Below are 23,450 nucleotides of genomic sequence, written 5' to 3'. Positions count from 1 at the left end.
GCAAGGAGCCAAGTTTTTCGATTCAGTCTTATTCCATTATTTTTGTCGGTGTGGCTTTTTTCACAATGATGACCCCGTCATATGCCTCATCAGGAATCATTTCGATGGTATAGAATCTTTTCATAAGTTTGTACCATGAATGAAATTCATCTCCAATATTCCCCATCTTTTGCCTGCTTGATATTATATTCAAAAGTTCTTCAGATTTTGAAGCTTGGCTAAAGTCAACATAAAAAACGTTATCCTCAACCTGTTGAAATGCAGTAACCAATTCATTATTATTCTCAACCTGTTGAAATGCAGTAACCAATTCATTATTATTCTCAACCTTATAGACTTCCCGTTTGCCTGTATTACCATTTTTCGCTTGAAACTCACTCTCTAAGAAGTCTGTACCAATCGCGAAATATTCTGAACCATATAACTCGTCAAGATAATTACCCATTGATTTATAACCTGCTGCGTTTGCTGAAGTTTTTTCGATATGACCATTATGACCCGATACTAATACTTTTTCATGACCTCGTGATCTTTCATAATCGACGATCCATTTGAGGTTTTCAGCCAAATACTGATCACGCAATTGAGAGTAATTATTTGTTAAAAAGAGTTCTGTCCGTTGTTTCATCACCTTCGTGTTTTGCAAAGCGAAAGCATATTGTTCATCAGGTGACCGTTCAATATAGCTTTGTTCATTTTCTATCAAGTCTGAAGAGATTTCCTCCAATGTTTCCATCACCTGTCTTAACTCTTCTTCTGTTAAATCACGCATCGTTTGATTTGAAATCAGGGACAATTTCTCCCGATATAAGGCAGCCTTCTCCTCTGACACAAGGTGATAGAATTCCAGCACTTTCTGCTTACTGGCATCATAGCGCTGCATATCATTTCCGTAAAACCAGATTTTCTCATCCTCACTCACTTCCATGTTATAATCATGCATCCACTGCACAAATTCAATCATTTCCTCTGTTTTATATATGTCATAATCAAGGGCAGAAACAACATCCTTTGCCGCACCTTCACCAGATAGGATAAATTGGTTTATTAGCTGACCGGCGCCAAAGTCACCTTCCAGGACAAATACATGGACATCTTCATTTTCGACATCTTTCTTTAATTGCTGGAACTCGACATTGCCATGGGTCGCCTCACCGAGCCCAATTACTCTCACCCCATCAATAATGTCTAACTTTTCTACAGGAGAAATATACTTCTCTGATTCTTCTACAGCCTCTACATTACTGCACCCCGGAACCATCATTATCAAAAGTAATAATAGTAATAATCTTTTCATTTTCACATAACCCCTTTTATTAAACGGCCTTCCGTTGAAAATACAGGTAACCACCTGCAAAGAATAATAGAAAACTGCCTCCCACAACGATTAACAACTGATCCCATGGAACAAAAAATATATCCTCCGTATTTCCGCCAATATACATCATTGAAAATGGCTGTGCCCATGGGTAATAAGGTCCGAATCGTTCCGAGTTCACTACCAGTATTGTTGGAAGGGTAAAAATAACATTAACTGCAAAGGGTGCTGCAAAGCTTTTAAACAATATCGACATCCATAACTGCAGTGCAACAAGTGGCAATGTTGCTACCCAGCCGCCAAAAATGCTCTTCCAGACAATATTAAGTGGGAATGGTTCTGGAATTCCATCAATTACCCCAACCAAATAGATTGAACCAAGATAGAGCAGCTGCATTACCATAACAAGTGCTATCAGCAGGATATACTTGGATATAAACACCTTCCCCCTTGTTAACGGCATAGCCAACAGCTGCTTCCACCCGCCTTCCTGGTGTTCATATCTGCATACCACACTGGCAAGCACACCAGTTATTAATGGTAGAAACAGCAGGGCATATGTCAGATTCATTGATAGTAATTTTACATACCATTCATTCGGCCCTCCACCTAAATTGTCAAAGTTTGCTGTTAAACCAATAAACAATCCAACCATTGGACCAACAAGAAGTATCCAAAGTATTCTAGATTTGCTTAATTTATACCATTCTGAGCTCATAATCGGCAACATCTATTTCACATCCCTTCTCTTAAAATCAAACATTCCAATTACATAAAGCAAAATGCCAACACTTAATCCAAGAAGTGCGTTAATATAAGGCTTATCCCATCCATTTATTAGTGACGGCCATTTCCATATCATCCAGTCAGGCAATGTAAAAGCTGAATATGCGAGAATAACGCCGATTACTCCTACAGTTACAGGGATTGCCTGGTTATGGCTTACTGTTGCAATCCAGAGCTGTAATGCCAGTACAGGCAATGCTGCAAGGAAAGGGAAAAAACTGTATTTCAGTAATGTTATATAGGGAATCTCCTCTCCTAAATCAAGGTACAGACCGTAACTATATGAAAATAGTAACAGTAATACTGATGATATAAAAAGCAGGATAGTGATTACCGTAAATTTTGATAAGTAGACTGACAGCTTTGAAACAGGTAATGCAATTAATTGTTTCCATGCATTTGTCTCATTCTCTATGCTAGCGATAAAGGAAGTCAAAATAACTATGCCTAATACTATCGCCAGATGAGTAAAGTTGCTAATATATTCAATATAATAAAGCCAGTCATTCTCACTTTGCTGTAGTAAATAATCCTTTCTTACCCCGTAATTAACCATTTGTAATGCAACAACACCAAAAGGGCCTAATACTGTTAAGAGCCAGAGACCTTTGCGTTTAATTTTGAGAAAATCAACTCTAAGCAGTCTCATCATCATACTAAACGCTCCTCCTTTGTCATTTGCAGGAAGACATCTTCTAAAGATTTCTTCTCTTCCTCCACACGATAAATGGAGAAACCATCCTTGACGAGATATTTTACTGCAGTTGCTACATTTTCATCAGATTGATTAAGGAGGGTTATATTTTTTTCGTCCCAATCAGCTCGCATTCCTCTTGCAAGAAGCGCCCGCCATGCCGATTCACTGTCACTCACTTTTAATACTACTTTTTGTTTTGCAAATTTTCTCATCTCCTCAATGGAGTCCTGGAAAATCATCTTCCCTTTTGAAACAACCCCTACCGTTGTAGCCATTTGATCTATTTCCGACAGCAAGTGACTTGAAATAATAACAGTCATCCCGTAATCATGCGGTAAACGCTGGATAAGCTGCCGGATTTCGATAATACCAGATGGGTCCAGACCATTTGTCGGTTCATCTAATATTAATAGTTCCGGATTATTTAACAAGGATGCTGCGATCCCTAAACGCTGTTTCATCCCCATAGAGAAACCTTTTACTTTCTTATTTGCGACATCCTCCAGTCGAACAATCTTTAATACTTCCTTTATCCTGGTCTTTGGCACACCGATTATTTTTCTTAATGCTTCTAAGTTTTCCCCTGCTGTTAAATGAGGGTAATAAGACGGGTTTTCTACCAATGATCCAACTTTATTTAATATGCGAATCCGCTCTTTTCTCAAATCTTTTTGAAAAATATGAACAGAACCGGATGTCGGCCTCATCAATCCTAATAACATCCGAATCGTTGTTGTTTTTCCAGCACCATTCGGTCCAAGAAAACCATAAATCTCTCCTTTAGGTATTTTCATCTCCAGTCCTGACACTGCCTGTTCTTTTCCAAACCGTTTGGTTAAATTCTTCGTTTCTACGATATATTCCATATTGATCACCTCACAACCTATTTTAAGTGGCGAAAGTTAAAATAAGGTATGGGTCAAGTTTAAATTTTGTTTAAAAAAGTGCATAAGAAGAAGTGGAACATCAATATGTTCCACTCCCTAGACGCTTATTTAAATAAACAAAATACATAGTGTGTATGGACGACACTCGCCCGATTGTTTTACTTTCACCCAAGGGCACAAGCTTTACACTTTACTTCCATTTAATAATTTTTATCATTGTTCCGTGATCATTCGAGTGGATTTCCCAGTCCATTTCCATTCCTTTGACCATCATATCAACTATTGACAGTCCTATCCCTGCGCCTTTCTTTTCCGTAATACCTTTCATCCCATTTCCCTTGTCTTGCATAATAAAAGCGTCATACTGTGCAGTGGACTCCGTTTTCACCGCGAGATACTTACCACTGTTTGCATGGCGCAACACATTTTGCAATAAGTTATCAAGAATCCGGTTAAACCATATGGGATCAACTAACCAGTTATTGTGCTTAAATGTCCCAATCTCCACCTCTACAGTAAACCCTTCTTTTTCAAAAGCAGGATACCATGTAGCTAAGGACTCACGGACACTGCGAATAACATCTCTCTCCTCAAGGTCCAGTTTGTATTTGCTTGCCATCAGTAATGTGTAGGACATTAGATTCTCGATTAGTTTATCTATATCAGCAATAGATCTTTCCATGACTGTTAAGGAATTGGCAGTACTTGCCGGCATATCAGCTTTTTCGAGCTCATAAATTTGGGCATTAATCTTTGTAAGTGGTGTTCGGAGATCATGCGATAAATTGGCAATAAGTTCTTTTCGCAATTGCTCCTCTTCCTGTTCCCGTAATTTACTTTCCCTTAATTCATCAACCATTTGATTAAACGCCTGCTGTAATCTGCCAATCTCATCCTGCTTATTCACTTCAATTTGCACTGGCAAACCATCGACATCTCTTATTTCCATCGCTTCCTGTAAATGAAGCAGCCTTTTCCTGATCCCTTTGAAAAACAGGAACGAAAGAAAAATAAAGAGGAATATAATAATAATCGAACCAATTAGCAGGACCGCTCCAAATTTGTCATATGTCATTTCTAAAGGTGTTTTGAATACTTCTCTGGGAATTTCAAAGACAATAAAGCCGTTCGATTCGTCATTACCAACGAAGGCAATGACTGTAAAAGGGTCACCATCATAGCGCTCCTTGATAAACCTTGCAGTATATTCCGGTGTCCATTCAGCAGGAAGCTCTTCCGTAACATCTAACTGTGTCACAAGGTCACCATCTTGATTTACCCAGAACATCGATGCATCCGCATATTTGTCCTTCCATTCCTCAAAAAGCTGCTGTACTTCCTGAACAGTTGCACCCTGTAATTGTTTGCCTTCTTCATGCCATTGTTTCTCAATAGCTTCATAATCTGCTTCATCAGAAGAATAGGTTTCGTCTATACCTTTTGACAGACTAAAAACAAATACTGCAAGGATGAGATACACAAGTTGCATAAGGAAAATGGCTAAAATAATAATCATCATATATTTGGCCAGTAATGAACGGAATAATCTCATCATATTTTCACCCGGTATCCTATTCCTCGTATTGTTTCAATAATAACCGGCTTTGCAGGATTCTCTTCAAGTTTCTCACGTAAATAGCGGATATGTACCATTAAAGTCTTATCCCCATCCATATATTTCTCACCCCATACCCCTTCATAAAGCTGCTCTTTTGTAAGGATCTGGTTGAGATGGCGAATAAAATACTGAAATAAGTAAAATTGCTTTCCTGTTAACAGAATTTCTTCATCCGTATTTTGATTGATGATCAGCATCGTTTTTGGATCTATTTTTAAATGACCTATTTCCAAAATATCTTCATTCTTCTGGAATCTCCGAAGCAACACTTCTATCCTTGCCGCAAGTTCTTCCGGATGAAAAGGCTTTGTTAAATAATCATCCGCAAAACTGAGCCCTTCAATTTTATCTTCCACTGCTGTACGGGCCGACAACATGAGAATTGGTAAATTATCCACTTCTCTTTTGATACGCTTACCGAGTGAAAACCCGTCCAACCCTGGCAGCATGACATCTAATACTGCAATATCTATATCTTTCAGGTAGTGCTCCAGATTTTCCCCTGATTGGCGCCATGTCACCTCATACCCTCTCGACGTAAGATCCTCTGCCACCCAGCTTCCTATCTCCATTTCATCTTCTATATATAAAATTCGTGCCATTGGTATCCTCCCATCGCGAAATGCGAATCTTAAAAGTCACAATAATATTACAATACCACATCACTTTCTACTACGTCTTTTCTTTAAATGAATTTATTAGATTCTGTACATATTTTTGTTGCAATAGTAAATAATACCGATTAAAGGTAATGTCTTCCCTTTAACAAAAGGGGCAATAATTATACAGAGGATAAGTTAATGGCGATGAAACATAGAATCCGGAAAAAGAATAATACAAAACGAATAGAAATCGATAACATATCTTCCCACTTCGATGTTAATTTGTCTAATGAACTTGAAGCGAATAAAAAGGAAGTATTCCGGCTTTTAGGAAACAGCTCTGATGTAGAAACAAGAGCTTTTCAGCTGGGAAAAATCCACCCTGTAAATGCAGCTATTATATTTTTGGAAGGTCTCATTGATAAAGAAATTGTTCAAAACTATCTTTTGAATCCAATCATTAATGATCTCAGAGGAACGAATGCTAATGAAAAAATCCCAGATGTTCAGCAACTTTATCAATATATCAAGAACTTCAATATCACTACAGCTGAATTAACGGAGATTAGTAATTTTAAAACACTGCTGCAGCATTTATTAGCCGGAGATACTATTTTACTGATTGACGGAGTTAATAAAGGGTTTGCGGTAGGTGCCAGGGGAGCAAAAGAGCGCGGAGTGGAGGAACCAACAACACAAAGAGTTGTTCGGGGACCGAAAGACGCCTTTACAGAAACTATCAGTGTGAATATTGCTCTAATCCGCAAAAGGATAAAGGACCCGAATTTGTGGCTGGAATCCTTTGTTTATGGAACAAAGACACAAACAAAAGTAACAATTGCCTACATACACGGCATTGTTAACCCCGGTGTTGTGGAAGAGGTTAAGTCAAGGTTAGATAAAATGGATATTGATGCAATTCTGGAAAGTGGATATGTGGAGGAATTGATCCAAGACGAGACATACACGCCTTTCCCAACGATGATCAACAGTGAAAGACCTGATGCAATCAGTGCAGGTCTATTAGAGGGAAAAGTAGCCATCTTAGTTGACGGTACTCCTTTTGTCTTACTCGTACCAGCACTTTTTCTCGATTTCTTTCAATCGAATGAAGATTATTACCAGAGAAGTGATATATCCAGCTTAATAAGAGCATTACGTTTTATAGCTTTTTTCCTTGCTTTGCTAACACCGTCTACTTATATTGCTTTAACGACGTTCCACCAGGAAATGATACCAACAACCCTTCTTATCAGCTTAGCTGCACAAAGAGAAGGAATCCCATTCCCTGCAGTGGTTGAAGCTCTTTTAATGGAAGTGACCTTCGAAATTCTGCGGGAAGCGGGCATACGGCTTCCTAGTGCAGTTGGATCCGCCATTTCAATTGTAGGAGCGCTCGTGTTAGGTCAGGCAGCGGTAGATGCAGGAATTGTATCAGCAACGATGGTTATCGTTGTTTCCTTAACGGCGATCAGCAGTTTTATCTTTCCAAGTTATAATTTAGCAATCAGTGTTAGAATGCTACGCTTTCCTTTTATGATAATGGCAGCAACATTCGGTTTGTTTGGCATCTTTATTGGTTTACTCATATTAACATTACATTTAAGCAGTTTAAGGTCTTTTGGCATCCCCTATATGTCACCATTTGCTCCCTTTATATCAAATGATCAGAAAGATGCTGTATTTCGTGCACCTAGGTGGAAGCTCAGGACTAGGCCAAGGCTTATTAATCAGCGAAATACTATTCGAGAGGACAGTCAAAGGCCTATGCCTGATAAAAAAGGATAGAAGAGGGATTATATGAGCACTCTATTTAAACTTTTCATCTCTTTATTTATCTGTATCAGTCTAACCGGCTGCTGGAGTTCAGAGGAATTAACTGAAATTACTTTAGCAACAGGACTAGCAATTGATAAGGATGATGAGGATGGTTTCAAGGTGACTATCCAGGTAGTTAATCCAACCGAAATTGCCGGAGACCAGATCTCCAATAGATCCAGTGTAGTAATCTATTCAGCAACCGGAAAAACTATCTTTGAGGCTATTAGAAAGTTAACGAAAGCTTCCCCGAGAAGAGTCCATTTAAGCCACCTTCAGGTAGTTATTTTTGGTGAAGAATTTGCTCGGGAAGGCATTGGAGAAACAATTGATTATTTAGTCAGAGATCATGGCTTTCGGACAGATTTCCATATGGTTATTGCCAAAGACACGACCGGTGAGGAACTGATTAGTGTAATCACACCTCTTGAAAAGATACCTGCACAGAGGATTACTGCAAGTATTCAATCATCACAAAACTTCTGGGCACCAACTAAGGAAGTGCAACTATATGAACTGTTTGAATCAATGACTTCAACAGGAAAGGAAGCTGTAATGACAGGAGTATACATGGTGGGTGATCCGGAAATAGGGAAAACGGTTCAAAATGTGACCCAATCCGATCCACCGGTAAAGACCCGGCTAAACAGTATCGGTATTTTTAATGGGGATAAGCTAATTGGATGGTTAAGTGAAAAGGAGAGCAAAGGATTCAATTATATCACTAATAATATAAACAATACGGTCGGCTGGGTCGAGTGTGAAGACGGCGGGAAGATTTCGTTAGAAACAACAAATAGTGATACAAAATTGAAGGGATCTTTTGTAAACGGCCATCCTAAAATAACCGTAGAAACAAATATAACTGTCAATGTTGGTGAAATTTCATGCTCCATTGATTTATCCATACCTGAGTCCATCAAAGAGATTGAAAAAAAGTTAGAACAAAAAACAGTTGACCTTATCAATTCCAGTGTAAATGCTGCAAAGGAATTTAACAGTGACATCTTTGGTTTTGGCAGTGTGCTAAGAAAGTCACAGCCGAAGCAATGGGAAAAAATAAAGGGTAACTGGCCCGAACATTTCCAGCAAACAGAGATTAAAGCTAATGTTACGATAGAAATAAATCAGTCTGGTTCCATTACTACACCGATATATGATGATGTCATGGAGAAGACGGGGTCAGGAGGTTAATATGCTGAATGTATTATTATTCTGGTCCATAAGTGCTTTCTTCTTTTATATAGAAATAAAGAGACTGAGCAAATTAAAACTTAGAAAGGATTTAATCTTCTTTCTGACTACCATGACCCTTGCTGTTATCCTTATTTCCCTTGGGTTATTCGGTATAAAATTCCCCTATATTGTCAGCATGGTAGAAGCTGTGACAAAACCAGTTTCAGACCCGATCGGACAATGGCTGAAAAGCTACCGGGAGAATGGGGGTTAATTCTGTCGGGAGGTGCGATGAATGATAGAAAAGATTGACGGCAGGCAATTTACAATTCTGGTTATCATGAACACACTTGGGGCTTCGATAATATTTATCCCATCTATTGCTGCTTCTATCGGGAAAGAAAACGGGTGGCTCACTGTAATCATCGCTACACTGTCCGGGTTACTGATCATCTTATTGTATAATGCTATTATTAATCAGCAGATGGAAAAGAGTATTTTCAGCCTTATCGAAGAGACTTTCGGAAAATGGTTAGGTTTTATGCTTATCATTTTCTTCAATGGTTATATCTATCTCAATGCAGTGGCGAATGTCTGGTCAATCGGTGACTTTATGTCACTGCAAATTCTCATGGGTACCCCCGAAGAAGCAATTGAATTGTTAATTGTAATTACTGCTCTTATTGCAGTCAGATATGGAATGGAAGTTATCGGAAGAACAGCCGAAGTATTCATTCCATTCACCCTGTTTTTTGCATTACTAGTAACAATCCTTGTGATGAAAGATGCCAACATCGAGAATATTCAACCTGTTTTTCAACTGAACCGAATCGGAACGTTTGTAGGGGCGCTTCCAATTATTGGGATTACATATTTGGAGTTATTTATTCTTCTTGGTATGACGCATAAAGTGAACAGACCAAAAAGTGCGAAGCGGGGTTTAATGCTTGGCGGGTTTATTAGCGGTGGAATTTTATCTATCATTACGTTTGCATGTATTATGGTACTTGGTGTCAAAGCAACTACCCATTATACTTATCCAATATATGCATTAGGTCAGAGAATCAGTATTATGGATTTCTTTGAACGGATAGAAATACTTGTTGCCTTTATCTGGTTTTTCACTATTTTCTTTAAAATATGTATCTCTTATTATGTCCTGGAAACCGGTTTGAATCATCTGTTCAAATTAAAAGATAATAAAACCTTTTCTATTCCACTGGCACTTTTGTTATTCTTTGGTGCTACCATCATGGTTCCCAATACATTTAATGCCTATTCTTTTATCTCAGGGCCATACTTTGTTGTTTCTTTCGTATTTGCGTTCATTTTGCCTGTTTGTATTTTGCTTGCGTCTATCGCGAGGAAAAAAGTGAAGAAGATGACAAAGAATGGGACAGAACAAAGTAAAAATGGTTCCGGATAATAAATTTATCTGGAACCATTTTTGTTAGTCTATTCCTTTCAACTTCACTGGTTTGCTGTCTTTAGGAATATACCTTAGAGTGGCAAATGGACCGACCTCCAGAGCATTCCGCTCCTGGCCGTCTTTTCAATTACGCTGTCCCCTCAGCAGTCTATACTCTGCCGTTCATGCATTGTACTTTATCCGGTTGCTAGGTAGACTGATTATTTATCTCCAATCAAATATACTCAATCAAACCATTTCTTCATATGTTTTTTTCTTTTTTGCCGCTGTTTTCGGCTTCCAGATTTCACCGATCTCTTCCAGTGTTTTATTCTTTGTCTCCGGAACGATTGTCATGACGAAGATAAAGCAGATTACATTTATAACAGCGAACATCCAGAAAGTAAAGGCACTGCCCATATTGTTAATTAATACTGGTGTGAACTGTCCAATAGCCCAGTTAGCTCCCCATAAGAAAATGGTTGCAATTCCTACCGCCTTCGCCCGTAAATGATTCGGAAAAATCTCCGGAATCATAATCCATGGAATCGGACCCATCGAGATACAGAAAGATGCAGTAAAGCCAGCGATCAGAATAATGAGCAACACTCCTGCATTAGCTGGTGAAAAATAAAACACACTGCCGATTAACAGCATGAAGATTGCCATAAAGCTGGAACCGATTGCCATCAGTTTTTTTCTGCCCAGCTTATCAATTAACAGGATTGCGACAATAGTAAATACAACTTGTACACTTCCGATAATACTTGTAGCTAAGAACTCTGTATTGTTTTCAAACCCTACACTCCGGAAGATATCCGGACCATAGTATGTGACCGCATTCATACCAATCACCTGATTAAATAATGCGAGGAAAACTCCTACACCCATTGCCATTCGTAAACCTGGTTTTAATAATTCCTTTGCCGAACTGCTTTGTTCTGCTTTAATAGATGCCTTAATATCTTTTTCTTCTTTTTTAGCAATTTCTTCCCCGTTAATTCTTTTCAATATTTGATAAGCTTCCTGGTCTTTCCCTTTTTGAATCAGATACCGTGGACTCTCAGGAATAAAGAACAAGAGGAATAAAAAGATAATCCCGGGAATTGTTCCATACCCTAACATCCAGCGCCATCCTGCTTCAAGTCCCCATTCATATGTTCCGCTATTTGCTACACCGTAATTGATATAGAATGTCGCACAAATACCGAGAATGGTGAAAAGCTGATACATAGACCCTAATCTTCCGCGAATTGCAGGCGGAGCACATTCACTGATATACGTAACTGATAATGCGGAAGCAAAACCTATTCCGAAACCGCCGAGTATTCTTGCAAGTACTAATGTCGTTACATCAATAGCGAATGCAGATCCCAATGCAGATATGATAAAAAATATGGCTGAAACCATTAATATATTCTTTCGGCCAAATTTGTCACTTAAAAAGCCTGATAATGCTACACCAATGACACCACCGATCATGACACAGGAGATAACCCAGCCTTCCATTGCCGGACTTAAGTCATACAAGTCCTGAAGGTATCCAATTGCACCCGAAATCACTGCCGTATCAAAACCATATAACAAACCCGCCATACCGGCAGATGCAGCAATTAATATGACATACCATAATGAATGTTTCTTTTCCATGTTGATCACTCACCCTTACTGTTATTTTATTGATACCGGTTTCTTTATTAAGTTGATTCGCTTTCATTTTTGCTAGCTTGTTAACAATTTACCATGTATACATTTACAAAATAGCGCATTCATCTTCACTATTTTGTTTTATGCTAGACTTTTTTGTGATTGGCCACGGTTTTCTAGAAAAAGCAGCCTGGACGAAACCAATATTTGTAAGCTAAAGACAAATAATAAAGGAATTGGATTTCCCGCTGTAAGAGTAGATTCGGAAAACAACACTACCTATCCGGGCGTGTTGCATTTTCCCTCCACTAGATGGGATTATTCAATTTCTGCGGGAGCAATTCAAATGGGAATTAGGTGTTTGATAGATAGGATTAATACGCTGTGGAGCAAGAGGAGTTGACTATACTTGCTGTTGTTATCATCAAAAAGCGAGATGGAATATATAAACTCTCGGGGCAGGTCGAGTAAGAAAAACTCCTTTATATCCCAGTCTCGCCAGATAGATTATTCATTTATGGCCACTTTTTATTGATATTTATGCCGGTATTCACTCGGACTCAAACCAGTTTCTTTTTTAAAAACCCGGCTGAAATAATTTGGATCCTTGTAACCAATATTTATAGCAATTTCTTTAAGCGGGGTGGCGCCGTTTAACAGATAAGTTTTCGCTTTCTGAATTCTTAATTCTGTCAGATATTCTACAAATGTTTTATCAAAATACTCTTTAAAAAGCTTACTTAAATAATAGGAGCTAAGATTCACCTGTGTTGCTACTTCTTCCAGGGTAAGTGTCTTTTGAAAATGGTGTGTCACATACTCCTTCGCCTGAACGAGTAAACCTTTAACCCCGTTTGCTCTCCAATCATTAATTTGCTTAATAATTGTCAAAATGTGAATCTTTGCCGCTTCTTTTATTTGCATATTCGTCTCATACTGAAGTAGAGGAATGGAGAAGTCCTGGTCTAATCCTAATTCTTGTGTTGATCTAGTTAGAATGATGAAAAAGTCTTCTGTTGCCTTTTGTACCTTACTCACGTTGTAGTTAGCATATTGCTGAATCCATTGGAAGTACTGCTCGAAAGCCTTCATTCCATCTTGCTGATCTCCCTTTTGAACGGCTTCTAATACATTCTTCTCTAATTCATATGGAATAAATTCCTTTCTTCTCTCCTCCAGCTTACTGCTATATACTAAAAAATTAGCATCAGAATGATTTTGGACTAGCGCTAATGCGTATGTGGCCTCTTCATATGAGATCCTGAAATTTTGTATATTAGCTACTTGTGTTCCTATCCCAGCGATTAATTCACATCCGTCCAGCCTGCTAATTGAAGAATGAATGACTGTTTTTGCAAAATTCTCACTTAATTCCTTTGATTCATTTTCGTCGGTTTTTACAAATACAGGAACTTGGAAGCTTGTTAAAGGACCAATAAAACATTTCAATGGTTGTTCTTCTAATGATTGTTTCAATAGCCTGTACCATTCACCTTTTGTATGATAATCCGGATTCAGATACTCTGATGAAAATGAAAAAACAGCGACAAACCCTTTCATATTATTCATGTCAAACCACTGATCCCAATTACTAAACTCATGGACGTGATCCATCATCAGTGAAACAATTAATTCCATTTCCATTAATGCGTTGGATTGTTCCAATTTCCCCCGTATAGTTTCATTCTCTTTTACTTGTGCTTTTTTAGTTTGAACTTCTTTTGCCATACGATCAAAAGCTTCTATTACTTCGGTCACTTTGCCAGGCTTCAATAAGTATTCCTTCACACCGAATCTCATCGCATCCTGTGCATATTGGAATGTATCATATGCAGAAACCATAATGCATTTGGTGTCAGGTAATTGAGATAGTATCTCTTTTGTTGCTTGAAGACCATCGATGACAGGCATTTTAATATCCATAAAAATAATATCTGGCTTGTGCATCTCTGCAAGTTCAATTGCTTTTTCCCCATTTTGTGCCTCTGCTACAATTTCTAAATTTAACCGGTTTCTCTCCAGCATTAGGCGAATTCCTTCTCGTTCAATTGCCTCATCATCAACGAGCATAACTTTGATCAATTGCCTTTTCCCCTTTCTAAGTTAGTCTGATCTGTACAACAGTCCCTTTTCCCCGTTCTGACTTAATGGACATTTCGCTATTTTTATCAAATAACTTTAAGCGGTCAATAACATTCCTTAGACCTATTCCTGTTGAATGGCCTGAACGGCTTTCTGCGATCTTTTCATCGCTTTCATCAGAATTAAATATACGATTAATAGCAGTCTGATCCATGCCTGCACCGTTATCTTTAATATCTATACATACCTGTTGATCATATTGGTAGATATGTAATTCAATTGTTGCACCATCTGCCATTCCTTCTATACCATGAACAAATGCATTTTCAACAATTGGCTGTAACGTTAAACAAGGAATAGATTTGTTCACGCAACCTTCCTCCACATTTAAACGAAATGTTACTCGGTCACCAAATCGGCTTTCCTGGATAAAGAAGTATTCCTTAACGATCTCCACTTCATCTTTAATCGTAGTATCTCGTTCCATATTCCCAATATTATAACGCAGCAGAGATGATATGGAAGAAATTAAGTCACTAGTCCGTTCAGCTCCTTCGATATAGGCGGTTTTTGAAATAGTATTTAACGTATTGAATAAGAAGTGTGGATTAATTTGATTTTGCAAACTTCTCAATTCCATCTCCTTCAATAATTGAGCAAGTCTCGCCTTTTCCTTTACCTCAGTGACAGACTCTGAGATATTACGTTTCATCTCATTAAATGTCTCTGTTAAGATCGATAACTCATCTTTTGTCGGGACTTCAACATCCTTGCCCTGATAATTACCTGCAGATATTTCCTTTGCAGCATTAGTTAAATTCGATATTGTTCTCGTTATTCCGTCAGAAAACCATACAGCAAAAAAAACACTAACTATAATAATGGAAACAAAAACTGCGGTCCCCATATTTTTTGTATAGGCAATTCTCTTATCCTCTAATGTTATAAACTGCTGATAGGAAGTTAACTCTTCATTTAACAGTTCCAATGTTTTCTCATGGATATAATCCGCAGTGTTATCAGCTTCATTTAAAGAAAATGAGTATTGTTCAACATCATTCTCGTCTACACCCCGGACTGTCTGATCACTATACTTAAGGAAACTTGTTAAGACATTCAAGTAGTTCTTCTTCTCAATTCCCTTTGATGTTAGCTGGTCATATTCTTGTTGCAAATCTAACAACTGCTGCTTATCCTCTTGGTAGTAGATTAAGTTTTCCTTAATCGGTTCATGAACGTAAATCTGCAATGATTGAAATGTTTGATCTGTCTTACTGGTCAACTCGTTTAATAGTAAATACTGTTCAGTACTTTCATTATGAAGCTCAATAATTCTTGCAGCATTCTGTTCCCTTACAAAAAACATCACAATAACTAATATCAAAACAGCAACAAAATAAATGAGCAATTTCGTACGGATCTTTATCATAAGCCTTCACTCTTCTTTATTATATCTTCTATCCGAACAACGTTAACATCAGTGTTATAGGCATCTTCTACCGGTAGTCCCTCCATCACATCGAGCATTAATTCAATACTGCGATACCCCATTTCATATGGCTTTTGTTCAATTAATACGTCAATTTTCCCTTGTTTCATTAATTCAACATTCTCCGGCAAAGTGTCAAAAGCAATTAAATACAAATCATCATTAGTTAAGTTCAATGAAGCGGTAGCCTGTGCCATGCCAATTCCATCTAATGCGCTCGTTCCATATAATGCATCAATGTTCGGATATTCCTTTAACATTTGATATGCCTTTTCTTCCGCAGTAACCCTTGTAATATTTGATTCCTCAATGGCGACAACCTCTATCCCTTCTTCCCGGGAGATAATTTCACGGAAACCCTGCACGCGTAACTGATGATGCGCATTAGTAAAACTTCCAGTAATGATTCCAATCGTCGCTTCACCGTTTGTATCTTTCACTAGAGTTTCTCCAGCAAGCTTGCCCGCTTCATAATTGTCCGTTCCTATGTAACTGGCCCTGGTGCTCTCGGGAGCATCTGTATCGATAGTTATGACAGGTATCCCTTCCCTGACAGCCTTGTTTATCAATGGAAGGAAATCATCACTAAGCGCCTGAACAATAATGCCATCTACATCAGACTTTATTGCAATATCAAGTAATTCGAGTTGTTCCTCCGGATTAGATCTTCTTGGTCCTTCATATTCTACAAAAACATCGTATTTTTCTTCTGTGTCTTTTGCACCTTCTCCAACTAGCCGCCAGTAATCATGATCCATTTCCTCTCCGATTAGAACAAAATGATATGCCGGTAAAGAGGAATCCGGTTCCGTCACTTCATCTATTTGCTGATCGTAATGTTCAGCTTGAGTATAGTAATAGATCGAGAAGCTAATAGAGATAAACAGACATACAGAAAGGATTATATAGATAATAGTTTTTCGATTCATAAGTTCCCCCACTGTATTGAAGTGATATATTTTAAAAACCATTTTATCTTATCATGGTTAAAATCCCAAAACAAATACCGACCGTGTATCTGGGGCATGGAAGCACCTTTGTAGATAATGTTACATAATAATGCTATAATTAATATTAAGGAACATTATTAAGAGGAGGTTCGTTATGGAATTTGTTCATCCAATTAAGGAAATTGATCAAATCAATCAAATAAAGCAGCTCTTATTTCACCATTCGAAAAGAGATTATGTGTTTTTTACTGTCGGTATAAACACAGGCCTTCGTCTTAATGATCTATTACACCTTAAAGTCAGTCATGTCTGGGATGGCCAGCAGATGAAGGACTTCATTTTTCTCAGAGACACCGATCCCCCCTATTATCTTAATCACAATATTAAAAACGCAACAAAATCCTATTTGGAATGTAATAATCTTCAGATGGATCACTACCTGTTTAAATCACAGAAAAGTGAACTTCCAATTACCCGGCAGCAAGCATATCGAATTATCAATCATGCTGCAAAAGAAATCGGAATAACAGAAAATGTTGGAACACACACTTTAAGGAAAACATTTGGATATCATGCCTATAAGAAGGGTGTAGCAATATCCTTACTGCAGAAAATACTCCATCATTCTTCAACTCTTGAAACACTCGAATACTTAGGAATAGAAAAAGAAGAAGATACATTGATACAAATTGATGTCAACTTATAGAAAGGAGACGAACTAAATGGAACATGGATTATTAACATTGGAACACTTTATTTTTGTAGCTTCATTGCTGTTAATTGTCGGGGTACTGACAACGAAAATATCAACTAAATTAGGTGTACCGGCCCTCATCTTATTTATAGTGGTCGGAATGGTTAGCGGCAGCGAGGGGCTAGGATTCATCTATTTTGATAATGCACAGCTTGCGCAAGTTATCGGGATAATTGCGCTTGTAATCATCTTGTTTGAAGGTGGTTTACAGACAAAGTTCTCTACCGTCAGATCTGTTGCCAAGCCCGCTTTATCCCTGGCAACTCTTGGGGTGTTATTAACAACGACTATTGTAGCAATTGCTGCTAAATTAATATTGGATATCGGATGGTTTGAGGCATTTCTCTTCGGTTCTATCGTCGGTTCGACAGACGCAGCTGCCGTTTTTTCTGTACTAAAAGGGCAAAATATTAAGGAACGTTTAGGCGCAACGCTTGAGGTGGAGTCTGGAACAAACGATCCAATGGCCGTATTTTTAACAATTTCTTTTATTCAATTATTAACAATCGATAACCCTTCCTACATTCTATTAATCCTGTCATTCTTCTGGCAAATGGGCATAGGCTTGTTAATTGGTTTTCTACTTGGAAAACTCGGTATCTATTCTATTAATCGGGTTAATTTGGATTCAAGTGGACTGTACCCTGTATTTGCAGTAGCTTTTGCTTTGCTTGCATACAGTATTACTGATTTTGTCGGTGCAAGTGGTTTACTGGCCGTTTACTTCGCTGCAATGATTATTGGTAATGCAGACCTGACCTACCGTCACTCAATTGTAAAATTTAATGAAGGCTTTGCTTGGATTATGCAAATCCTCATGTTTGTCATTCTTGGATTATTAGTATTCCCTTCTCAATTATTCACCTTTGATGTCATGTGGAAAGGGCTTCTGTTAGCTGTAATACTAATTATTATTGCAAGACCTATCGCTGTCTTTCTGTCCATATTCAGGATGGGCTTTGAATGGAGGGAGAGAATCTTCCTTTCATGGGCGGGTCTTAGAGGGGCTGTTCCAATTGTACTTGCGACATTCCCGCTAATCGCAGGAATCGAAGATAGTCCGATGATTTTTAATGTAGTATTTTTCGTTGTATTAACTTCTACTTTGTTACAAGGTTCTACAATTGCTGTTTTTGCAAAATCTTTAAAACTAACCGGGCCGAAGAAAGTCGAACCTAGTCACTCTCTGGAACTAGTTTCAATTGGCAAAGCAAATGCAGAGATTATGGAGTATGAAGTGAACGAAGAATCGACATTGAATGGTAGTACCATTAAAGATATTGATTTCCCCCAGGATGTGCTTATCAATGCTATTATTAGACACAATGATTTAGTCACACCTACAGGTGATACAAAAATTAACGCCGGCGATATATTATATATTTTAGTTTCAAAACGAAGCAAACTAAAATTGAACCGCTTATTAAAGGCATAAGAGAATTTACTTTTTCTTTACCCTTATTTATACTAATAAGTGAATGGAGGTGAATCCTAAATGCGAAATGCCCTTTTGCTTTTTATATTGTCATTACTTGTTACGTCAACTACACTTATTAACCCGGCACACGAGGTGCGGTCTATAGCTGGTAATGACAGTGAAATAATTGTATCGGCACAGGAACTAGCAGTTTATGATGATGTAATCACAGAACATGCATCATATAATATTCAAAAGTCAAAATCCGCGGCGACAATGAAAGCTGTTAACACTTCCATTATAAGTAATGATGCGCACTTAAACAGGCTGTCGTCCCGTATGATTTATACAAATTATCAAATGCTGCGAAATTGCAGTGTTATTCAGCATTCCTCCAATTACCTCTAATCACTTATAATTCCTTCGTTTGTCTAGTCTCTAGGCATATTTTTCATACTTTTTAAAATCTGATTCAGTTTTCTAAGGTTTATTTTTTCATGTACAATAATTAGAGAAGGAGATTTAAACTTCAAAATGAAAAGTAATAGTAACTTTAAACAAGTCATAGAATGTTATGCAGCAATTCTGTTTATTTGCATAATCTTCTTTGGTTCTGTATATATTGCTGGTGAAATATCAGGAGCGAATGACACACTATCAAAACTGCCTGGTTTCTCATGGGATATGATAAATACCTGGAGTGAAATTATCAAATAAAGAGCCCACTTAATCTATAATTATTTCTTAAGATGGAGGAGACTATGGAAAACCTTATAACTAATATAATGGAGGAATATGGCTATTGGGGCATTTTCTTTATGATGGCTGTCGAAAATATATTTCCGCCTATTCCTTCTGAAATCGTACTTCCATTTAGCGGCTTTATGACAACCTACTCCAGTTTAACTATTGTTGGAGTTATTACTGCATCCACATTCGGTTCAGTTGTAGGCGCGATAGCTCTTTATGGAATTGGGCTTCTCCTCAAAGTAAACAAATTAGAAAAAATAATTGATAGGTGGGGGCATATCCTTCGCATTTCCAATAAAGACTTGGCAAAAGCAGATGAATGGTTCGCGAAGTATGGATATTGGACCATTCTCTTCTGTCGAATGATTCCGTTGGTCCGCAGCTTAATTTCTATACCTGCTGGAATGGCAAAAATGAATATTTGGATATTCCTTGTTTTCACAATAATTGGTACAGTAATTTGGAATATCATTTTAATAATGACCGGTGCTATGTTAGGTGAGAATTGGGAACATATCTCTTCATGGATGGATACTTATTCAAATGTGGCTTATCTATGTATATTTATCGGGCTGATAGCTACAGTTGTCATTTACTATAAGAAGAAAAAATAATGAAATGGATGCAGAGGGCTACGCCTTCTGCATCTTATGTTAGTCTAGTATTCTCCCCGCCTTTAACCTCAAGGAATTTCCCCTCAACATTTAACCATACAGACATCACGGAAGGGTTATAAACAAACTGGCTATCCGCTGAAAATCTAAGGTTTTGAAAAGCATTTAAATAATCAACGATTTCAATATTGGCAGCATACCAGATATCCTCACGATTGCCGATAAACGTACAGAAATCTTCGATAAGATTCCAATTTTCATCATGGTCAAATTCATAACTGTGGCCCCATACATAAAACATATACAAATATTGAGTTTTATGCAGCTGAACAAAATCCTCTGCTAACTTCATTAGATTTCTATTATGATGACAGGTGGGATTCCATTCCAGTAAGTCATCGGGCATGGCAAAGCTTTCTGTACTGTTTACCGTACGTGAATATTCAATTCCTAGATGTGGAAGCAGTTCTTTAATTGATTGATTGTAGGAACCGTTCGGATAGGACATACCCCGTACAGTGTAACCCACTATTTCCTCTAACATCTTCCGGTCAAAAAACACCTCTTCAATTAACTGGGCTTTTGGTGACCTAGCTATTGTTGGGTGTGTGACCGTATGTGCGGACACTTCATGGCCTTGAAATAATTCAGCAATTTCTTCTCTCGGGATCCTGTCCCCTTGTCCAAGCAGGCCGGAATTCAGGTGAAAGGTACCTTTAATCCCATTCTTATTAAAAATTTCGACAAGACGACGGTCAGCAGCTTTTCCATCATCATAGCTCATTGTAACTACTTTATTTTTCCCCTCAGGAAAGGTCATTGTAATTTGCGGCAATTATACTCATCCCTTCTTTGTTAACCGTTTACATTTTTAGCAATTATAACAGATACAATAGGAAAAGGCTCTTATGTTGATTATCAGGAGAAATAATTTCCTATCATCATTCCGATAAAAGCTAAACTAATACCCCCAGCATAACAAATCAACTGAGAGTAGATAAATTCTCTTTTCCTTTTGTTTATATGGAGATGGACAGCTTCGAGCTTAAAGGTGGAGAACGTCGTAAAAGCACCCATAAATCCTGTCCCCAATAAAAGTGTTATCATGTTATTCAGACCAACTCCGATAATAATACCTAATAAAAAAGAGCCGGTTAAATTGACGATAACTGTCGCTATAGGTATACGGGAGGTATTTTTTTTATTAATTATCTGACTAATAGCATAACGACTGATTGCACCAAAAAAACCACCCGTCCCCACTAACAAAACAGAAGTAAGTGTCATGCCTTTTTCACCTCTATCCTTTTGCAAAATCCCAATCTGCTCATCCATAAACCACCGAATAAGCTTATTACAAAATAAATAAATGCTAATAAAGTTTTATTGTGCTGTAATAGTGTCACCATTTCTACACTAAGTGTCGAGAATGTTGTAAATGACCCGATTAGTCCTGTAGCAAGGGCTGTTTGTATATTTGCCGGGATAGGCCACTTTTTAAATAGAATATTTGTTAAGTATGCTAATATAAAGCTTCCTGCTAAATTAGCGATTAATGTTCCAAAAGGAAACACGGCCTCTTCACTACTAAAAGGCAGCCCAACTAAATATCTAAGTACCGCCCCAATAAACCCGGCTAATCCAATTAATAAATACACCATTGGATCAATCCCCCTTATATTCCAATGAATCAGAAGACTTCTATTAGGTCAGGTTTTTACTAAAAAAAGTCATCTGACCTTATATTAATTGCTCCTTCCGGGGCTTAGAAGCTATCTGTTACAGATGATTTGTTTCATTTTCTTTAGTTAAGCACCAGGATTTATTTTGAAATTCTACAGCATGAATACTTGTATATGTAACAGGGAACCGTGAAGTTTTATTCGTCCACTCTAAACCTTTCAAAAGGTGATAAACGATATTAATTACCCCGCCATGTGTAATGATCAAAATATTTTCTCCCTCGTTCTCCTTATGTTCCTCACATATATCTTCCCATACTTGCTTTATTCTTGAATAGGTCTCATTTGGACTGTCTCCCCCTGGATACTTCTCATCCATAGCTAAACTGCTAAAATATAGACCTGGATATTTAAGATTTGCTTCTTCGTTTGCCATTCCAGCTAAAACTCCATTATTTGTTTCACGCCATTTTTCAGAATGTTCTATTTCTAACGGGAGATGATCAGTAATACATTCTGCCGTTTCCAACGCGCGAGTCAAATCACTGGATATGATCCGCGTAATTTTAAAATCGTCATTCTTCCCCGCCAAGTAGCTTCCTAATTTTCGTGACTGTTCGATTCCCTCTGCTATAAGCCCACGTTGGCTCCACCCACCGCGATAACTTTCATCATCTTTACCATGCCGCACAAAAAATATTGCCATATAGCTCACCTCTTTTTAGAAGTTTTTATAGCATGAAATATGTAGATTCTGTCTATTGATTCAATGTTTCACTGAATGAAGAGCGGTTGTATATTTATTCTAATTAGTATAGATAGATATTATTTTAGCATATTAAGTAATGAATTTAGCAGAAAAGGAGGAATTTGAGGTGACACGTTTTCAGGAAAAAGTAGTGATTATAACCGGCGGTGGGTCAGGTCTCGGTAGAGCAACCGCACTTCAAATCGCAAAAGAAGGAGCAACACTAATACTCGTTGATGTGAACAAAGATGGCTTAGAAGAAAGCAAAAACGAGATTCTATCTCATGCACCAGACACAACGATTGAATTAGTTGAAGCCAATGTAACAAATGAAGAGGACGTAAAAAAATATATCGAGATAACAGTAGATAAGTTTGGTAAGATTGATGGGTTCTTTAATAACGCAGGGATTGAAGGAAAACAAAACTTAACAGAAGACTACACTGTCGATGAATTCGAACGGGTTGTAAGCATTAATTTAAATGGTGTTTTTTACGGAATGAAACATGCATTAAAAGTAATGAAGGAACAGGGATTCGGTTCTATTGTAAATACCGCCTCTGTTGGAGGTATACGCGGAGTTGGTAATCAATCAGGTTATGCTGCCAGTAAACACGGGGTTGTCGGATTAACTAGAAATTCCGGCGTAGAGTATGGGCAATATGGCGTTAGCATTAAGGCTATAGCACCTGGCGCGATTATGACGCCAATGGTAGAAGGATCGTTAAAGCAAATTGGCGGTGAAAATTGGGAGGAAGCTGGCAAGGAATTTGTTAGTGTTAATCCAATGAAGCGTTTCGGCAAACCGGAAGAAGTAGGATATCTCGTTGCGTTCTTGTTATCCAATCAGGCAGATTTTATTAATGCAGCAGTAATTCCGATTGATGGCGGACAGTCCTATAAATATTAAAGATGACAGCGAACCTGGCGAAGAACTGAGATTCCATGCCAGGCTTTTTTTCTCGTTATGGATGTACCAGCTAAAAAAATTGATCTGAGTCCTGCTC

The 23,450-nt window shown here is 37.9% G+C and carries 24 protein-coding genes; 10 read left to right on the top strand and 14 right to left on the bottom strand.

What is annotated here, in order from left to right; genetic code table 11:
- Nucleotides 1-28: 28 nt before the first annotated feature.
- The 6 genes from BMW36_RS04795 to BMW36_RS04770 all read right to left on the bottom strand — a co-directional run bounded on the left by BMW36_RS04795 (nucleotide 29) and on the right by BMW36_RS04770 (nucleotide 5,908).
- The gene (locus BMW36_RS04795) at nucleotides 29-1,297 is read right to left on the bottom strand and encodes an erythromycin esterase family protein (protein WP_089739586.1); all 1,269 of its coding nucleotides are present in this window, start codon (nucleotides 1,295-1,297) and stop codon (nucleotides 29-31) included.
- Between the two features lie 19 nt (nucleotides 1,298-1,316).
- Nucleotides 1,317-2,048 (bottom strand): ABC transporter permease, encoded by a 732-nt coding sequence (locus BMW36_RS04790; RefSeq protein ID WP_089739584.1) that lies wholly within the window; start codon nucleotides 2,046-2,048, stop codon nucleotides 1,317-1,319.
- A complete protein-coding gene (locus BMW36_RS04785; RefSeq protein ID WP_089739582.1) occupies nucleotides 2,049-2,759 on the bottom strand; it encodes an ABC transporter permease in 711 nt (236 codons plus the stop codon). It lies immediately after the preceding gene.
- Entirely contained in the window at nucleotides 2,756-3,667 is a 912-nt protein-coding gene (locus BMW36_RS04780) for an ABC transporter ATP-binding protein (protein WP_089739580.1), read from the bottom strand. The genes BMW36_RS04785 and BMW36_RS04780 overlap by 4 nt, the downstream gene beginning before the upstream one ends.
- A gap of 211 nt (nucleotides 3,668-3,878) precedes the next feature.
- The gene (locus BMW36_RS04775; RefSeq protein WP_342707248.1) at nucleotides 3,879-5,243 is read right to left on the bottom strand and encodes a HAMP domain-containing sensor histidine kinase; all 1,365 of its coding nucleotides are present in this window, start codon (nucleotides 5,241-5,243) and stop codon (nucleotides 3,879-3,881) included.
- Nucleotides 5,240-5,908: a response regulator transcription factor gene (locus BMW36_RS04770; RefSeq protein WP_089739576.1), complete on the bottom strand. Its 669-nt coding sequence runs from the start codon at nucleotides 5,906-5,908 to the stop codon at nucleotides 5,240-5,242. Before BMW36_RS04770 ends, BMW36_RS04775 begins: the two co-directional genes overlap by 4 nt.
- Before the next feature lie 204 nt (nucleotides 5,909-6,112).
- Between BMW36_RS04770 and BMW36_RS04765 the strand changes: the two genes are divergently transcribed.
- Genes BMW36_RS04765 through BMW36_RS04750 form a run of 4 tightly spaced genes read left to right on the top strand, consistent with a single transcriptional unit; the run spans nucleotide 6,113 to nucleotide 10,328 of the window.
- Nucleotides 6,113-7,696 (top strand): spore germination protein, encoded by a 1,584-nt coding sequence (locus BMW36_RS04765; protein WP_089739897.1) that lies wholly within the window; start codon nucleotides 6,113-6,115, stop codon nucleotides 7,694-7,696.
- A gap of 12 nt (nucleotides 7,697-7,708) precedes the next feature.
- Nucleotides 7,709-8,920, top strand: coding sequence for a Ger(x)C family spore germination protein (locus tag BMW36_RS04760; protein WP_089739574.1), 1,212 nt, complete (start codon nucleotides 7,709-7,711; stop codon nucleotides 8,918-8,920).
- A gap of 1 nt (nucleotide 8,921) precedes the next feature.
- Nucleotides 8,922-9,176 carry a hypothetical protein gene (locus BMW36_RS04755; protein ID WP_089739573.1) on the top strand — a complete coding sequence of 85 codons (255 nt, stop codon included), beginning with the start codon at nucleotides 8,922-8,924 and terminating at the stop codon, nucleotides 9,174-9,176.
- Between the two features lie 21 nt (nucleotides 9,177-9,197).
- Nucleotides 9,198-10,328, top strand: coding sequence for a GerAB/ArcD/ProY family transporter (locus BMW36_RS04750; protein ID WP_089739571.1), 1,131 nt, complete (start codon nucleotides 9,198-9,200; stop codon nucleotides 10,326-10,328).
- 231 nt (nucleotides 10,329-10,559) lie between these two features.
- Here BMW36_RS04750 and BMW36_RS04745 read toward each other — a convergent pair whose 3' ends face one another.
- The 4 genes from BMW36_RS04745 to BMW36_RS04730 all read right to left on the bottom strand — a co-directional run bounded on the left by BMW36_RS04745 (nucleotide 10,560) and on the right by BMW36_RS04730 (nucleotide 16,457).
- The gene (locus BMW36_RS04745) at nucleotides 10,560-11,960 is read right to left on the bottom strand and encodes a sugar porter family MFS transporter (RefSeq protein ID WP_089739569.1); all 1,401 of its coding nucleotides are present in this window, start codon (nucleotides 11,958-11,960) and stop codon (nucleotides 10,560-10,562) included.
- A gap of 525 nt (nucleotides 11,961-12,485) precedes the next feature.
- Nucleotides 12,486-14,039 (bottom strand): response regulator transcription factor, encoded by a 1,554-nt coding sequence (locus BMW36_RS04740; protein ID WP_089739567.1) that lies wholly within the window; start codon nucleotides 14,037-14,039, stop codon nucleotides 12,486-12,488.
- Between the two features lie 16 nt (nucleotides 14,040-14,055).
- On the bottom strand, nucleotides 14,056-15,468 hold the full coding sequence (locus tag BMW36_RS04735) for a sensor histidine kinase (protein WP_089739565.1): 1,413 nt from the start codon (nucleotides 15,466-15,468) through the stop codon (nucleotides 14,056-14,058).
- Nucleotides 15,465-16,457, bottom strand: coding sequence for a sugar-binding protein (locus tag BMW36_RS04730; RefSeq protein WP_089739563.1), 993 nt, complete (start codon nucleotides 16,455-16,457; stop codon nucleotides 15,465-15,467). The genes BMW36_RS04735 and BMW36_RS04730 overlap by 4 nt, the downstream gene beginning before the upstream one ends.
- 175 nt (nucleotides 16,458-16,632) lie before the next feature.
- Here BMW36_RS04730 and BMW36_RS04725 point away from each other — a divergent pair, with 175 nt between their 5' ends.
- From BMW36_RS04725 to BMW36_RS04705, 5 genes are all read left to right on the top strand, one after another.
- Nucleotides 16,633-17,184: a tyrosine-type recombinase/integrase gene (locus tag BMW36_RS04725; protein WP_089739561.1), complete on the top strand. Its 552-nt coding sequence runs from the start codon at nucleotides 16,633-16,635 to the stop codon at nucleotides 17,182-17,184.
- Nucleotides 17,185-17,200: 16 nt separating this feature from the next.
- Complete coding sequence (locus BMW36_RS04720; protein ID WP_089739559.1) at nucleotides 17,201-18,667, top strand: potassium/proton antiporter; 1,467 nt, start codon at nucleotides 17,201-17,203, stop codon at nucleotides 18,665-18,667.
- 60 nt (nucleotides 18,668-18,727) lie between these two features.
- The gene (locus tag BMW36_RS04715) at nucleotides 18,728-19,057 is read left to right on the top strand and encodes a hypothetical protein (protein WP_089739557.1); all 330 of its coding nucleotides are present in this window, start codon (nucleotides 18,728-18,730) and stop codon (nucleotides 19,055-19,057) included.
- A 126-nt stretch (nucleotides 19,058-19,183) separates the two neighbouring features.
- On the top strand, nucleotides 19,184-19,366 hold the full coding sequence (locus BMW36_RS04710) for a hypothetical protein (RefSeq protein WP_089739555.1): 183 nt from the start codon (nucleotides 19,184-19,186) through the stop codon (nucleotides 19,364-19,366).
- A 44-nt stretch (nucleotides 19,367-19,410) separates the two neighbouring features.
- The gene (locus BMW36_RS04705; RefSeq protein WP_089739553.1) at nucleotides 19,411-20,013 is read left to right on the top strand and encodes a DedA family protein; all 603 of its coding nucleotides are present in this window, start codon (nucleotides 19,411-19,413) and stop codon (nucleotides 20,011-20,013) included.
- 34 nt (nucleotides 20,014-20,047) lie between these two features.
- On the opposite strand, the gene BMW36_RS04700 is transcribed toward BMW36_RS04705, so the two are convergent.
- The 4 genes from BMW36_RS04700 to BMW36_RS04685 form a co-directional block, all read right to left on the bottom strand.
- Complete coding sequence (locus BMW36_RS04700) at nucleotides 20,048-20,848, bottom strand: polysaccharide deacetylase family protein (RefSeq protein WP_089739552.1); 801 nt, start codon at nucleotides 20,846-20,848, stop codon at nucleotides 20,048-20,050.
- A gap of 83 nt (nucleotides 20,849-20,931) precedes the next feature.
- A complete protein-coding gene (crcB, locus tag BMW36_RS04695; RefSeq protein WP_089739549.1) occupies nucleotides 20,932-21,300 on the bottom strand; it encodes a fluoride efflux transporter CrcB in 369 nt (122 codons plus the stop codon).
- Nucleotides 21,297-21,674: a fluoride efflux transporter FluC gene (locus BMW36_RS04690; RefSeq protein ID WP_089739547.1), complete on the bottom strand. Its 378-nt coding sequence runs from the start codon at nucleotides 21,672-21,674 to the stop codon at nucleotides 21,297-21,299. The genes crcB and BMW36_RS04690 overlap by 4 nt, the downstream gene beginning before the upstream one ends.
- Before the next feature lie 118 nt (nucleotides 21,675-21,792).
- A complete protein-coding gene (locus tag BMW36_RS04685) occupies nucleotides 21,793-22,401 on the bottom strand; it encodes a histidine phosphatase family protein (RefSeq protein ID WP_089739545.1) in 609 nt (202 codons plus the stop codon).
- 169 nt (nucleotides 22,402-22,570) lie between these two features.
- On the opposite strand from BMW36_RS04685, the gene BMW36_RS04680 reads away from it, so the two are divergent.
- Complete coding sequence (locus BMW36_RS04680; protein ID WP_089739543.1) at nucleotides 22,571-23,353, top strand: SDR family oxidoreductase; 783 nt, start codon at nucleotides 22,571-22,573, stop codon at nucleotides 23,351-23,353.
- Nucleotides 23,354-23,450 lie beyond the last annotated feature (97 nt).

It is taken from the genome of Gracilibacillus ureilyticus, assembly GCF_900111195.1.
Lineage (GTDB): Bacteria > Bacillota > Bacilli > Bacillales > Amphibacillaceae > Gracilibacillus > Gracilibacillus ureilyticus.
The sequence above is the reverse complement of the archived record's forward strand: the minus strand, read 5'-3'. Positions and strand labels throughout refer to the sequence as shown.